The 13467-nt window shown below is 74.0% G+C and carries 12 protein-coding genes and 2 pseudogenes; 3 read left to right on the top strand and 11 right to left on the bottom strand.

Annotated features, from left to right (window positions below; all coding sequences use genetic code 11):
- Nucleotides 1-188: 188 nt before the first annotated feature.
- The 6 genes and pseudogenes from ACFWBT_RS36265 to ACFWBT_RS36240 all read right to left on the bottom strand — a co-directional run.
- Nucleotides 189-734 carry a DUF6193 family natural product biosynthesis protein gene (locus ACFWBT_RS36265; protein WP_385707239.1) on the bottom strand — a complete coding sequence of 182 codons (546 nt, stop codon included), beginning with the start codon at nucleotides 732-734 and terminating at the stop codon, nucleotides 189-191.
- 161 nt (nucleotides 735-895) lie between these two features.
- Entirely contained in the window at nucleotides 896-2434 is a 1539-nt protein-coding gene (locus tag ACFWBT_RS36260; protein WP_385707237.1) for an aldehyde dehydrogenase family protein, read from the bottom strand.
- A complete protein-coding gene (locus tag ACFWBT_RS36255; RefSeq protein WP_385707235.1) occupies nucleotides 2431-3930 on the bottom strand; it encodes an aldehyde dehydrogenase family protein in 1500 nt (499 codons plus the stop codon). The genes ACFWBT_RS36260 and ACFWBT_RS36255 overlap by 4 nt, the downstream gene beginning before the upstream one ends.
- Before the next feature lie 41 nt (nucleotides 3931-3971).
- Entirely contained in the window at nucleotides 3972-5255 is a 1284-nt protein-coding gene (locus tag ACFWBT_RS36250) for an acyl-CoA dehydrogenase family protein (RefSeq protein ID WP_385707233.1), read from the bottom strand.
- A gap of 40 nt (nucleotides 5256-5295) precedes the next feature.
- Nucleotides 5296-5901 (bottom strand): hypothetical protein, encoded by a 606-nt coding sequence (locus tag ACFWBT_RS36245; protein ID WP_385707241.1) that lies wholly within the window; start codon nucleotides 5899-5901, stop codon nucleotides 5296-5298.
- A 337-nt stretch (nucleotides 5902-6238) separates the two neighbouring features.
- A pseudogene (locus ACFWBT_RS36240) lies at nucleotides 6239-6556 on the bottom strand (flavin reductase family protein); the annotation flags it as partial.
- 310 nt (nucleotides 6557-6866) lie between these two features.
- Here ACFWBT_RS36240 and ACFWBT_RS36235 point away from each other — a divergent pair.
- Nucleotides 6867-7652 carry an IclR family transcriptional regulator gene (locus tag ACFWBT_RS36235; protein WP_266765417.1) on the top strand — a complete coding sequence of 262 codons (786 nt, stop codon included), beginning with the start codon at nucleotides 6867-6869 and terminating at the stop codon, nucleotides 7650-7652.
- 12 nt (nucleotides 7653-7664) lie between these two features.
- Here the strand turns inward: ACFWBT_RS36235 and ACFWBT_RS36230 are convergent, their stop codons facing one another.
- Both ACFWBT_RS36230 and ACFWBT_RS36225 read right to left on the bottom strand, forming a co-directional pair.
- Nucleotides 7665-8360: a hypothetical protein gene (locus tag ACFWBT_RS36230; RefSeq protein ID WP_385707230.1), complete on the bottom strand. Its 696-nt coding sequence runs from the start codon at nucleotides 8358-8360 to the stop codon at nucleotides 7665-7667.
- Between the two features lie 17 nt (nucleotides 8361-8377).
- Nucleotides 8378-8641: a hypothetical protein gene (locus ACFWBT_RS36225; RefSeq protein ID WP_385707229.1), complete on the bottom strand. Its 264-nt coding sequence runs from the start codon at nucleotides 8639-8641 to the stop codon at nucleotides 8378-8380.
- Between the two features lie 63 nt (nucleotides 8642-8704).
- Between ACFWBT_RS36225 and ACFWBT_RS36220 the strand changes: the two genes are divergently transcribed.
- Nucleotides 8705-9898: a CaiB/BaiF CoA transferase family protein gene (locus ACFWBT_RS36220; RefSeq protein ID WP_385707227.1), complete on the top strand. Its 1194-nt coding sequence runs from the start codon at nucleotides 8705-8707 to the stop codon at nucleotides 9896-9898.
- A gap of 1 nt (nucleotide 9899) precedes the next feature.
- Nucleotides 9900-10544 carry an isochorismatase family protein gene (locus ACFWBT_RS36215; RefSeq protein WP_385707225.1) on the top strand — a complete coding sequence of 215 codons (645 nt, stop codon included), beginning with the start codon at nucleotides 9900-9902 and terminating at the stop codon, nucleotides 10542-10544.
- 52 nt (nucleotides 10545-10596) lie between these two features.
- Here ACFWBT_RS36215 and ACFWBT_RS36210 read toward each other — a convergent pair whose 3' ends face one another.
- The 3 genes and pseudogenes from ACFWBT_RS36210 to ACFWBT_RS36200 form a co-directional block, all read right to left on the bottom strand.
- Entirely contained in the window at nucleotides 10597-11304 is a 708-nt protein-coding gene (locus ACFWBT_RS36210) for a neocarzinostatin apoprotein domain-containing protein (RefSeq protein ID WP_385707223.1), read from the bottom strand.
- On the bottom strand, nucleotides 11301-11972 hold the full coding sequence (locus tag ACFWBT_RS36205) for a neocarzinostatin apoprotein domain-containing protein (RefSeq protein WP_385707222.1): 672 nt from the start codon (nucleotides 11970-11972) through the stop codon (nucleotides 11301-11303). The genes ACFWBT_RS36210 and ACFWBT_RS36205 overlap by 4 nt, the downstream gene beginning before the upstream one ends.
- Nucleotides 11969-13467 (bottom strand): annotated as a pseudogene (locus tag ACFWBT_RS36200) (hypothetical protein); the annotation flags it as partial. The pseudogene ACFWBT_RS36200 and the gene ACFWBT_RS36205, both read right to left, overlap by 4 nt.

The raw sequence follows: 13467 nt of genomic DNA, 5'->3' as shown, positions 1-13467 counted from the left end.
CCGAGCCCGGCCCTGGATATGGGGAAGACCCGCACCACCAACCCGCCTCCTGCGGCGCCGATATGTGTACATCCAATGAGGAATCCAGCACTAGGGCGTGTCTTAAGGATCTTGCCCTCAGCATGTCAGGGCGGTGGTCCCGACCTCCCGTGCTGCAAAGCCCCACGCGCTGCCCGCGGTCTCTAGCCTCAGCTCGCCGGCCCGAACCCCTCCGGGAGGGCGGCCACCACGAAAGCGACGGCTTCCTCCGGCGTCTCGGTGCGCGCAACCAGCCTGCCTTCGTTCCGCACCCCGTACAGCCCCTCGTCGTACGGGCAGATGATGTACCCGACCCGCGTCTTCCAGAACTCCTCGACACTGGTGGAGAACCAGAGGTTGAAGTGACTGTTTACCGGCATCAGCTGGCGGAGCACCGGCTGGGCGTACGCCGCCGCCAGCACCGCGTGGGGGCGTGGGTGCCGGTCGTACGGCGGCATGTGGATGCGGTCGAGCTTGGCGCACCACGTCAACTCGACCGCACCGAACGGCTCCCGCTCGTGGACGAGGGTCCAGGGCCTGAAGCGGATGAACGGGGCGCGCGCTCTGGTCTCCTCGAGGCCCGCGCCGCCCGTCCACGCCGCTGTCGCTCTGACCACTTCGGCCAGGTCTGCGGTCCACCCACAGGCCAGACGTGTGCCGTTGTCCTGGAGGTTCACCTGGAGAGTCCGACGCCCTTCTCCGGGCGGATACACCATCACGCGCCGACCGCTCCTCGCGTCGACGTACTCTGCGAGGCGACCCCATTTCCCGTCCGACTCGGGTAGGTCAAGCCCGAGCCCCTCGGCCGTACGCCCAAGCGCAGCCCGGAGGGCTCCGTCATCGTCCCAGCCACCCTCGCCAAGCCCCGCCCCGAAGTTCATCGCACCAGTGTGGCCGCTCCTGACCGCGGCAGTCTGCCTTGTGCGTCGTCGATGAGGCGGTCCGCGAGCAGACCGGGTGCCGCGTCGGCGTACCAGCGCAGCACCGCCGCGGAGAACGCGATCTCACCACGGCAGTCGGTCAGTGGTTTGCCCGACTCCCGTGCGAGCAGCGGCGCGTCCGTCTCCGCCGCCGCCTCCAGGGTGGCCGCGGCGGAGAGCAGCGCGGCCGCGCGGTCGGACACCGCCGTCCGCGCCCAGTCCGGGGCGGCCCGCCCGGCGGCGGCCACGGCACGGTCCACCTGCCGCGGCGTCGCGGGTGCCGCACAGCCGACGGTCTCGGCCGTCCGCAGGGACGCGATCATCGAACTGCGCAGCAGCATCTGCCGGGCGCGCGCCGGATCGGCCGCCGTGGCCCGCAGCTCGGCCGCGAGAGCGGAGCGCCGCGCGGGGTCGCGGACCCTGAGCCGTTCCCAGTTGCGGTGCGTCTGGGCTCCGACGTACGTCAGCGCGCAGTCCCGCCGCACTGCCGCGACCCGGTCCAGTGCCTCGTCCGCGCCGGGCCGCCCGGTGACGACGGCGCGGAGCGCGGTGCCCATCAGCACCGCGTCGTGGATGCCGCTGTTCATGCCCATGCCGCCGAGCGGGTTGTTGACGTGTGCCGCGTCCCCGCACAGGAGCACCCGGCCCCGCCGGAACGTGTCGGCGACCCGCTGGTGCACGCGGTACAGGCCGGCCTGGACGACCCGCCACGGCGGTCCCGCCCGGCCGCCGGCCGATGCGCGCAGAGCGCTCAACCGGTCGGGCAGCCGGGCCAGTTCGGCGGCGTCCGTGGTGTCGCCGGAGGTGGGCAGCAGAATCCGCCAGTGATCCGGGGTCCGCAGCAGGACCAGCCATTCGTCGGGATCCATGACGTAGGCGATCGGGGCGAGCCCGGGAAGCTCCGCCGCCAGGTCGTCCTCGACGGACACGACGAGGAAGCGCTCCGGGTAGGTCATGCCCTCGAAGCCGATCCCCAGTGAGTGGCGCACCGCTGAATGCGCGCCGTCGGCGGCGACCAGATGGGAGCCGCACACTGTCGTCCCGTCGCTCAGGACGGCGTCAACCGCGTGCGCGTCCTGGCGGACCGCGGACACCCGGGCGCCGAACCGCACCTCGTTTCCCGGCAGCCGGGACAGCGCGCGCAGGAGCAGGGGCGTCAGCTTGCCCTGCTCCAGCTGCACCCGGTAGGGATGCCGGGTGTCCTGCGCGAGCACGGCCAGGTCTAGGTCCGCGACCGGGCCCGTGCGCCGGTCGCGGTACTGGAAGGTCCCTGCGACCAGGCCTTGTTCGAGCACCGGGCCGAGCACACCGAGGTCTTCCAGCATCTCCAGGGTCGGCGGGTGGAACGTCGACGCCCTCGACTCGGCGGAGAGCCCGGGGCCCGCCTCCAGCACCGTGACCGGCACCCCGCCGCGGGCGAGCACCAGTGCGGCGGTCAGCCCCACCGGACCCGCCCCGGCGACCAGGACCCGCCCGCCGGGCGGCGAGCCCGTCACCGGGGTCCGCCCGCGGCGGCTCCGGGGCCCGGCCCGGTGTGCAGCGCGAAGGCGCCCTCGACGCCGGTGACCCGGCTGCCCGTGAAGTGCAGCAGCGTCTCGTCGGTGCCCTCGTCGACCAGGCCGGACAGCCCCCACGCGGGCCGTGGGGTCTGCAGGTGCAGGCTCATCAGCGAGGAGCCGTTGACCTTCACCTCGCCCGCCCTGATCCGGCGTGCCATCGCGAGGGCGGCGTCCTCGTCCGTTCCGGTCACATAGCCCTCCAGTCCGTATCCGGTGCTGTTGGCGAGGTCGACGGCCTCGTCCTCGCTGTCGTAGGCGTGCACGGTGGCCACGGGGCCGAAGACCTCCTCGCGGGCCGCCTGTTCGGGGACACCGGTCAGCAGGACCGGCGCGAGGAAGCTGCCGGCCTCCGGGACCTCGGTGAAGGTGTGCGGCGTACCACCCGCCGCGACGAGCGCGTCGACCGCCGCCGTGACGCGCCGGTGATGGCCCGAGTGGGCGAGGGGCCCGTACCCGGTGGCGGCGTCGAGCGGGTCGCCGGCCTTCAAGCCGGCCAGGACGGCGCCGGTGTCCGCCAGCAGGCCGGACAGCATCGCGGACGGAACGATCAGCCGGCCCAGGGCACGGCACCACTGGCCGTTGAGCGTCGTCAGGAGTTCGGCGGCCATCCGGGCCGCCACCGCGGGGTCCGCGTCCGGCATCACGACGAGCGGGTTGTTCCCGCCGAGTTCGAGCTGCGCGGGCTTCAGCCCCTGGCCGCACGCGGCGCCCACCGTCCTGCCCGCCGCCGTGCCACCCGTGAACGACACCACGCGGACGCGGGCGTCGGCCACCAGCCGGGCCCCGATCTGCCCGTCGCCGTGCAGGAGTTGGAGCACGCCCGAAGGAGCCCCGGCCGCCGCCAGCCCCTCGGCGGCGGCACGGACGAGCAACTGCGTTCCGTACGGCGCCAGTTCCGGTGCCTTGACGATGACGGGGCAGCCCGCCGCCAGGGCGCTCGCCGCCTTGTGCGCGGCCATCGGCGCGGGCGCGTTGTACGGCACGACACACACGGCGGGTCCCAGCGGAGCGCGCCGCACCTCGACCGCGCGCCCGTCCGGCCGCAACGCCTCGGAGCGCAGCACACCGGCGCGCAGGCGGGCCGCGGCGAGCCGGAACGCGCCGCCGACGATGACGCCCAGGCCGGAGGTCTGTGCCAGCGGAACGCCGGTGGCGAAGGACTCGGCCCGCACGATGGCTCCGACGCGCTCCTCGACGGCTGCCGCCGCCGTGTCCAGGGCGTCGGCGCGCTCGGTGGCGGAGAGCGAGGCCCAGGAGTGGGTGGTGTGCAGCGAGTCGGCCGCCGTCAGGGCCCGTTCGGCGCGCGCGGCCGAACTGCCCAGGGCGGGACGGACCGTCGCGCCGGTGGCGGGATTCTCCAGGGCCGGACCGAGCGGGTCGCGGCAGGCCTCCCAGTCGCCGTCCACCAGGTCCGAGGTCTCCTCCAGGTCCAAGTCACCTTCCTTCTCCTGGCTGTTGACTGGTGAGGGGGTGTTCAACGGCCTGCCTCCAGGTTGGCGAAGAGCGCGTTCTCCAGGGAGTCCGTGGCCATCTTCGCGGCCTCCAGTCGGCCCCGCTCCGCGGGGAAGGTCATCACCAGGCCCATCGCGAGGTCGCGGACCGTGCGGCCGATCGTCCCGTCCATCGTGGCTCCGGACGTGCCACAGGCCTTGAGGGCCGCGACGGCCACGTCGAAGCAGGCCTCGGTCACCGAGCCCTTGCCCAGCCGCCACTGCGTGAAGACCTCGGACTTGCCGCGCAGGGGCGGCTCGGACGTCTCCAGGTCCAGCTGCCGCCGGAGCCACAGGTACGCGGTCTCCAGGCGTTGGGTCATGTCGCCGATGAGCACCTGGTGCATGGGGCTGGAGGCGATCGGCCGGCCCGTGTCGGCGAAAGTCGCGCGGGTGAGACGCTCCAGCGCGTGGTCGTACACCGCCTGCGCCGCGCCCGTGTACACGGCGGCGATGGCGAGTTGATTGCCGACGAAACTGCCCCGGCTGACCTGGAGCATCCGGGTGAACGCGCCCGGCACGGTCAGTGCCTCCGCGTGCGGGACGAACGTGTCGCTCAGCCGTATGCCGTGATTGGCGCTCCCGCGCATGCCCAGCCCGTTCCAGGAGTCGCGGGAGCTGACTCCGGGCGCGGTCCTCGGCACCAGGAACAGGGCCAGACCGTCCGGCCCTTCGGTGCCCGCCAGTCGTGCCGTGACGAGATAGGTGTCGGCGACGCCGGTCGCGCAGCCGAAGGACTTCTCACCGGTCAGCAGCCAGCCGCCGGGGGCCTGTTCGGCCGTGGTGGCGATGGCGATGTTCGCGGTGGAGCTCTTCACCGACTCGCTGGCGAAGTTCCCGAGCCAGGTGCCGGCGGCCATGGTGGTCAGCACCCGCTCGGCGAAGGCGGTGACCTCCGCGGTCTCGTCGTCGTGGAAGAGCCCCGCGCGGACGGCTTCCAGGGGCAGCAGCCCCCGGGAGGCGCTCGTGTTGTGGAAGAAGTAGGCGAGCGCGGTGGAGGGGCAGGCGGTGCCCATGGCGAAGGTGGCCGCGGCGAGATCGCGCAGGGTGCCCCCGAGCCCCCCGTATTTCTGCGGCACGACGAGTCCCAGCAGTCCGGCGTCCCGCAGGAGCGCGACATGTCCGGCCGGGAACTCGGCCTTCGCGTCGGCTTCGGCGGCACTGGCGCGCAGTGCGGGCAGGACCTTCTCGACGCGCTGCGCGCGGGCCTGTTCCTCCGGCGTCATGGCGTCGACGAGAAGTTCTCCGGTCAGGCGTGGTGCGGTCATCGGCGGCGGCTCCTCGGACGGTGCTCGTGGGTACGGAGGTTCACTGGTCGGGAGCGGTCCGCGCGGGCAGCGGGCGGCCGTAGCGCATCCGCTCCAGTTCGTTCACCCAGGAGCGCGGGACCTCGGGGCCCACCGGTGTGGCCACGCCCATGCGGGAGCAGAGCAGGACCAGACGCTCGGTGGGCAGCAGGCCGCCGCAGCGGCCGAGTCCGGTGTCGAAGTGGCGGACCGCGCTCTTCATGGCGGTCAGGGCGTTGACCAGACCCAGCCCGTGGTGGTCGCGCAGGGCGAGCCGGAGCGGCAGGCCGTCGGCCTGGGGCACCACGTCCTGGAGCAGGGCGCGCAGATGGAGCGGTGATCCGTCCAGGGCGCCGGTCGTGTTCGCGGCGCCAGGACCGGGGCGGGCCTCGACGAGCGAGATCTCCGCGCAGCCCGCGGCCTTGAGCGCGGCGACCGTGTGCAGGACGGCCCGCGCGCGGTCGGGGGCGAGCGCGTCGTGGACCCGGGCGACGACGGTGGTCGCCGATCCCGCGACGGCCCGGATGACGGCCCGTGCCGCTGTTCCGGCCCCGTCGGCCGGGACGGTCACCTCCACGCGGGGGCAGCCCGCTGCGGAGGCGTCGGCCGCCTGGGCGGCACTGCGCACGTGCACCGCCGGCGGGCCCGGCGTGGTGCGTGCAGTGGCGCAGGCCGGTGCGGCGGGGCCGCGGAGGTGTACGGAGTTCGGCGCCGGGCGCGTCGGTCCCGCGGAGCGCGGGCCGGGCGGTGTGCAGCGCGCCGTGGGGTACGACGACCGGGATTCCCGCCGCGCGGACCGTCGCCACCAGGCGGGCGCCCCGCCGCGGAGCCGCGCCCTGGTCGTGCAGGGTGCGGGCCAGGCCGGTGTCCGTGATCCCGACGCTCTGGGGCAGCGGGTCGGCGAGCTGACCCCAGGCCCGGGAGTGGAACAGCAGGGGCGAGGTGATGCGCGGTACGCCCGCGGCCACCACGTCGCCCACGAAGATGGTGTGGTCGCCGCCCGGGTAGCCGTTGCGCACCCGGCAGTCGACCCAGGCGGCCGCGTCGGTCAGGACCGGGCTGCCGGTGGCACCGGGCAGCCAGTCTCCCTCCGCGAAACGGTCGGTCACCTCGGGTTCCATTCCGGCGAACCGACGGCCGAGATCGATGTGGTCGCGGCCGAGCACGTTCACGGCGAACACGCCGTTGCGGTCGAGCAGTTCGTGGGAGCGCAGTCGCCGGTCGACGCAGACCAGGACCAGCGGCGGATCCAGGCTGACACTGCTGAAGGAGCTCGCGGTCATGCCGTGGCGGCCGGCCTCGCCGGCCGTGGTGACTATCCCGACGCCGCTGGGCCAGCGGGCCAGCACCTGTCGAAAGGTGCTCCCGTCCACGGCGGTTGTCATCGCCACCCCCGTTCTCGTTGGGTCTCTATTGTTTCCCTCAGTGGAACGTTGTAACGAAGAGCGTAACGACGGGTCCGAGTGGGTGTCAATCACGGACGGGCGCCCATTGAACGGTGTTTCGCAGAGGGAAATCGGCGCCTATGCTGTTCGCCAGCCCCAGGAGCCGCCCGGCGGCTGTTCCACGCACCCGAAACGCACCGAGGACGCTGTGACCGAGGAGAACACCAGCAGGTCGATCGCCGCAGTCGAGCGCGCCATGGACGTGCTCCTGCTCTTCGGTCGCAGCGGCCGGCCCGACCTGGGCATCACCGAGATCGCCCAGGAACTCGGCATCACCAAGGCCGCCGTACACCGCATCCTGACCGCCCTGCGCAACCGCGACCTGATCATCGCCGACCCCGTCACCCGGCGGTACGCGCTCGGGCCCGCCGCCATCTCGCTCGGCCGCGCCTATCTCGCCCGTACGGACCTCCGTATCCTCGCCGCCCCCGAACTGCGCCGGCTGGCCGGGCAGTGCGAGGAGACCGCCACCCTGTCGATCCGTCGCGGTGACACCCGCCTCTACGTCGACCAGGTCGTCCCCGACCGGGAGCTGCGCATGGAGGTCGCGCTCGGCATCCCCCTCCCGCTGCACGCGGGCAGTTCCTCCAAGGCCATGCTCGCCTTCCTGCCCGACGCGGAGGTCGACGGCTACCTGGAGCGGCACGCCCTCGACCAGCTCACCGAGCGGACCATCACCGACCCCGACAAGCTGCGCAAGGAACTCGCCGCGGTGCGGCGCCGCGGCTACGCCACCTCCGTCGGCGAGCGTGAGGCCGGCTCGGCGTCTGTCGCCGCTCCGGTGCTCGGACACGACGGCCATGTGATCGCCGTGGTGAGCGTCGCCGGGCCGCAGACCCGCTTCAAGCCGCGCATGGCCGAGTGCGCCCCGCTGCTCCTGGCCGCCGTGGAGCGGCTGTCCGCCGAGTTCGGCTACCGGCCCGGCGTGAACTGACCCGGGGCCGGTTCACAGCCGGGCCCCCGGCTTCAGCACGCCGAGGGCCGCGGCGGCCAGAACGCAGGACCAGATGCCCGCCACGTACGGGACGCACCCGTTGACCGCCGCGCGCAGCGCGCGTTCGGTCGCGGGTGTCGAGCCGTCCGTGGCCAGCGCGGTGAAGGCGGGGCCGAAGGGCCGCAGCCTGAGCCGGATGCCGAGGCCGGACGCGATGGCCAGCGCGTACAGCGCCACCTTGGCGCCCAGCCACCGCGGATGCGTGTCCACGCCGAACGGTTCGGCCGCCAGGAGCGTGTAGAGCCCGGTGGCCAGCAGGGCTCCGGTCAGCGCGATCCGCACGGTCCAGTCCGTCCGCCGGACCCAGGGCCGGTGGCCGGGGTGGTGATGGTCCGTCACCGTGAGCCAGAGCCAGCAGGCGGCCGCGGCCCACGCGGCCGCCGCCGTCCAGCCGTTCAGCAGGCCGGGGGCACCGTGCGGGTCCAGGGCCATCAGCGTGATGCCGCTCGGGAGGAAGAGGACCAGGCAGATCTTCGGGCCGAGATCGAGCACGCCCATGATCCGCAGCGCGGTCGACCGGGCGACGAAGGGCAGGTCCGCCCGCAGGACGTAACGGCTGGAGACGTACACCCCCAGATCGCCGCCCAGCCAGAAGACGAACAGCACCAGGTGGAGCAGGATCCACCAGCCGTGCGGATGAGCACCCATGTCGTCCCGTCCCCCTGTCACGCCGTGCCGGGCCGCGACCCGGCGGGAAAGTCCCAGGCGCGCCCCGGCAGGGCCGGCGCGTCCCGGCCGACGAGGGTGCCCGGCCAGGTCCCGGTGCCCGCGGCGGCCGCCCGGCGGGCGCCCGCCGCGACCGCGCGGGACACCAACTCCGCGCGCTGCGCGGGGGAGAGGACCGCGCTCTCGTTCCGCGGCCCGTCCCGCGGCGCCACTTCGACCACTCCGACGGCCTGCGGGGACGCGCCCCCCGGTGAGATCTCCATGCCGACATTCTGCCGCTTCGATTCCTCTAGCGAAACAGTGTTTCCCAAATTTAGACTGCCGTCATGACTGGACCCCTGTCCGACATCCGTGTGCTGGAGACCGGCACCCTCCTGGCAGGCCCCTTCTGCGGCCAGCTCCTCGGCGACCACGGCGCCGAGGTCATCAAGCTGGAAGACCCGGGCGGCGGCGACCCGATGCGCCAGTGGGGCCGCGAGCGTCCCTACGGAAAGTCCCTCTGGTGGCCGGTCGTCGCCCGCAACAAGAAGTCCGTCACCTGCGACCTGCGCCGCCCCGAGGGCCAGGAACTCGTCCGTGAACTCGTCGCCCGCTCCGACGTCCTCGTGGAGAACTTCAGGCCCGGAACCCTGGAACGCTGGGGCCTCGGCCACGACCGGCTCGCCGCGATCAATCCGCGGCTGGTCCTCGTACGCGTCACGGGATACGGACAGAGCGGCCCGTACGCGCCGCGCGCCGGATTCGGCTCCATCGGCGAGGCCATGGGCGGGATCCGCCACATCACCGGCGAACCCGACCGGCCGCCCTCCCGCACCGGCGTCTCCCTAGGCGACGCGCTCGCCGGCACCATGGCCGCCTACGGAGCTGTGATGGCGTTGCACGCCCGCGAGCGCACCGGCAGCGGCCAGATCGTCGACTCCGCCCTCTACGAAGCGGTGCTCGCCTACATGGAGTCCCTGCTGCCGGAGTGGGAGATCGGCGGCTACCGGCGCGAGCGGACCGGGCCCGTGCTGCCCAACGTGGCCCCCAGCAACGTCTATCCGACGGCCGACGGCGCCGTCGTCCTCATCGCCGCCAACCAGGACGGCGTCTTCCGCCGGCTCACCGAGGTGATGGGCCGCGAGGACCTCGCCGCCGACCCGCGCTACGCCACCCACGGCGCCCGGGGCGCGCACCAGACCGAACTGGACGACATCATCGGCGACTGGACGTCCGGCCAGGACTCGGTCCCCCTGCTGCAGGCCCTGCACACGGCGGGCGTACCGGCGGGCAAGACCTTCACGGCCGCCGACATGCTCGCCGACCCGCACTTCGCGGCGCGCGAGGCGATCGTCCGGGTCCCGCATCCCGACTTCGGCGAACTGCCCATGCAGAACGTCGTCCCCCGGCTCTCCGCCACCCCCGGAGCCGTGCGCTGGGCCGGTCCCGAACTCGGCGCTCACAACGACGAGGTGTGGCGCGGGCTCCTCGGCCTGAGCGACGAGCGGGTCGGCAAACTGGCGGCGGAGGGGGTGATCTGAGATGGTGTCGGGTCCTCTCGGCGAGGACTACCACGCGGCCGGGTTCGGCCGCCGCGTCGGCTGGGGCGAGCGGCCCGCGGTCCTCCTCGTGGACCCCGTGCGGGCGTACGCGGATCCTGGCGCCGCTCTCTTCCTGGACACTGCCGCCGACGCCCTCGCGGCCATGCGGCGGCTGGCGCACACGGCCCGCGCCGCACGGCTGCCGGTGGTCTTCACGGCCGTGCGCTACCCGGGCGAACCCGCCGACGACGCACCGCACTTCGCCCGCAAGGTCCCCGGTCTCGACGCCTTCCGGGCCGGCGCCCCGTACGCCGGATTCACCACGGCGTGCCCGCCCGGCGCGAGCGATTCCGTCGTGTTCAAGCACTACCCGAGCGCGTTCTTCGGCACCGGCCTGGACGGGACGCTGCGTTCCTGGGGCGTGGACACCCTCGTACTGGGCGGGTTCTCGACCAGCGGTTGCGTCCGGGCCAGCGCACTGGACGGCCTCCAGTACGGATTCCGGCCGTTGGTGGTCCGCGAGGCCGTGGCCGACCGGGATCCCGGGCCGCACGAGGCGAACCTCTTCGACCTGGACTCCAAGTACGCGGACGTGATCGCGCTCGACGACGCCTGCGCCGCCCTCGCCCGGCACGCGGCCGGGTGAGACCCGGCCCGAGGGGGCTTCCCGCTCCCTCGGGCCGGGCAGGCGCGGGGGGTCAGGCCGCCCCGTCGCGCCTGCGCCGTACCAGGAGCAGGAACGAGGCGCCGCCCATGAGCAGCGTCCCGCCGGCCAGCAGGGCCACCGCGACACCGTCCACGGAACCCGTCTGCGGCAGGCTCTCCGTCGACCCGGAGGCCGAGCCCGAGTCCCCCGACGTCGAACCGGAGGAACCGGAGGAACCGGAGGTGCTGCCGCCGGAGGTGCTCGCCGAGCCGGACGCGGAAGGACTGGCCGACGTACTGGGGGAGGGCGAACCCGAGCCCGAGCCGGAGGCGCCCACGGTCAGCGGCACCTGGGCGAGTTCGTTGCTGGCGGAGATGAACACCGCGACCACGCAGGCACCCGCTTTGGAGGTGCAGTCCGCGCCGCCCGCCTTCGCGAGGATCTTCAGACGGGCGGAGGTCGCGTTGCCGGAGGACAGGTGCCAGACACCGGAACTGTCGGTCTTGCCGATCAGCGCGGTCGCCGTGTCGCAGTCGGTCGGACCGGTCGGGTCCGGCTTGCACAGACCGAGCGGGACGAACGCCTGACTCGGGCTCAGGCCCTTGGCGGAGACGGTGACGGTGTCACCGGGCGCGAGCCCGGTGGTCTTGCTCACGGTCAGGGTCGCGGCGGCCGCGGCGGGTGTCGCCGCCGGACAGACCGCCAGCACCGCGGCCAGGGCCGCGGCCCCGGTGCCGGTGCGGGACAGGACGCGGTTCACGAGGTACCTCCGGTGTCGGGAAGAGGGGTTGCGCCGTCGTGCCGGACACGGCGGAATCTGAGCAGGGCCACTCCCGCGCACAGCGCGGTGAGCGCGGTCGAAGCGCCCCACAGGACGGTCGAGGGGCCGCGCCAGCGGGAATCCGACGACGCGACGGTGCCGTCCGGCGTCGTCGCGGTGACGGCACGCCCCGCACCCGAGGACTCGCCCCGGGTGGTCCCGCCCCGGAAGCCGACCGGGATGTCGACGGTGTTGGCGGGACGCAGCGCGGCCGGAGTGCCGGTCGGCAGTGGGGAGATGCCCACCACGCACTGGACGGTCCGGCAGTCGATACCCGCGAAGCGGGCGTGCACGGTGAGGGTGATCGTGGGGAGCCTGCCCGAGCCGCCGATGTTCACCAGCGTTGCCCCGCCCGCCAGGTCGCAGTCGGTGTTGCCGGTGTATCCCTTCTTGCACAGTCCGACCGCCACCGAGGTGAGTCCGCTGCGGAAGCCCGCCCCCGTGACGGTGACCTTCTGCCCCTCGGTGAGATCGACCGCGGCCGACAACCTGGCCGTCGCGCCCCGTGCGTCGGCGGCCGAAGCCGTGCCGGTACCGGACAGCGCCAGGACGCAGGCCGCCGTCACCAGGGCCCCGCCGGGCCGGCCGGGGGAGGACCACCACCTCATGTCGTTGCCTTTCGCCTGCGCGGGACCGGCCGTGCGCGCGGTGCCCGGCGGCCGGTGGAGAGGCCGACCGTGCGGCCTCCGAGGACGGGTGACGGTTGTGTCGTGGCGACCAGTACGGAGGTTCCGTGGGCGGTGATCCGGCGCAGCAGGTCGGCCACGTCCGGGTCGGCCGCGAGCTGCGGCGTGCCGGGACCGGTGAGGTCGAACAGCAGGAGCCGCGGCCGGGCGATCAGGGTCAGGGCGAGGCCGAGCACACAGCGTTCGGCCGGTTCGAGTGCGGCGGGCGGGTCGTCGCCGCGGGCCGCCAGAAAGGGGAACGCGGCGTGGGCGGCCCGGCACAGCTCGTCGGCCCGTGCCGCGTCCAGCGGCGCCACGGCGGCCCGCAGTGCGCCGGACACGCTGGTGGGCGAAGCGAGTTGCGGCAGCGCGCCGGTCACGGCACCGTCGTGCGGGTCCAGCAGCGCGCAGAGGCCCAGCCGCCAGCGCGTCGCCGCGTCGGTGCGCGCCGGGTCGTGGCCGAGGATCGTGCAGCGGCCGGGGGACGGTCGCGGGATCCCGGCCATCGCGCGCAGGGCGGATCCTCCTCTGCGGCCCGGCAGTCCGTCGTGCAGGACGACCAGTTCTCCGGGAGCGACGGACAGTCGCAGCCGGGTCACCCGGGGGCGGTTCTTGTGGCGCACCGTCAGGCGCCGCACCTCCAGCGTGGGCGGCGCCGCCGGGGAGACTTCGGCGCGGCGTGCGGTCCCGTCACCGAGCAGCAGCAGAGCGGCGCGGCCCAGGGGGAGGGCCGAGGCCACGGCGAGCGCGTCCCCGGCGTCCAGGAAGCGCCCGGCCAGCGCCACGGTGCCGATCCCCGCCAGACCTCCGAGCAGCGCGGGCAGGGCGGTGCCGCGGAATCCGGAGGCCCTTAGCGTCGACACGCCGGCGGCCGCGCAGCCCAGGGCCAGGGCCAGGGAGACCACGAGCTGCCGGGTGTCGGCGGCCACCGCCAGCCCGGCACTCGCCGCCGCGACGGCGAGCAGCAGCAGGGGCAGGGCCGGGTCCCGGGGCATGGGCGCCGGTCCCGTCGTCCCGCCGCCGGGGCGCGCGAGCAGGGCCGCCGGCACCAGCGCCGCGGTCAGTGCCGCGGTTCCCGTCAGAGCGGCGGGTGCGCCGCCGAGTTCCAGGCGCCGGAACACCAGCAGATCCTGCGCCGCGAAGAACGCGGCCGAGGCGGCCGCCGCGAGAATGGCGATGTCCACCGTGGCGCTTCGCGCGGTGGATCCGGGCGGCGTCCCGTCGGTGCATGACGCGGGCTGGGCGAGGGGTGGACGTGTCGTGTCGGCGGCTCCGGTCGGGGGCGCGGTCGCGGCGGCGGCCGCGAGAATGGCGATGTCCACCGTGGCGCTTCGCGCGGTGGGTCCGGGCGGCGTCCCGTCGGTGCATGACGCGGGCTGGGCGAGGGGTGGACGTGTCGTGTCGGCGGCTCCGGTCGGGGGCGCGGTCGCGGCGGCGG

Source organism: Streptomyces sp. NPDC060027 (assembly GCF_042737005.1).
GTDB lineage: Bacteria > Actinomycetota > Actinomycetes > Streptomycetales > Streptomycetaceae > Streptomyces.
This window is presented reverse-complemented; position numbering and strand designations above follow the sequence as displayed.

Coding starts and splice junctions, on each gene's coding strand:
- ACFWBT_RS36265 (WP_385707239.1), bottom strand. CDS start 734: ATGGTGTATCCGCCCGGAGAAGGGCGTCGGACTCTCCAGGTGAACCTC.
- ACFWBT_RS36250 (WP_385707233.1), bottom strand. CDS start 5,255: ATGACCGCACCACGCCTGACCGGAGAACTTCTCGTCGACGCCATGACG.
- ACFWBT_RS36230 (WP_385707230.1), bottom strand. CDS start 8,360: ATGGGTGCTCATCCGCACGGCTGGTGGATCCTGCTCCACCTGGTGCTG.
- ACFWBT_RS36225 (WP_385707229.1), bottom strand. CDS start 8,641: ATGGAGATCTCACCGGGGGGCGCGTCCCCGCAGGCCGTCGGAGTGGTC.
- ACFWBT_RS36220 (WP_385707227.1), top strand. CDS start 8,705: ATGACTGGACCCCTGTCCGACATCCGTGTGCTGGAGACCGGCACCCTC.
- ACFWBT_RS36215 (WP_385707225.1), top strand. CDS start 9,900: ATGGTGTCGGGTCCTCTCGGCGAGGACTACCACGCGGCCGGGTTCGGC.
- ACFWBT_RS36205 (WP_385707222.1), bottom strand. CDS start 11,972: ATGAGGTGGTGGTCCTCCCCCGGCCGGCCCGGCGGGGCCCTGGTGACG.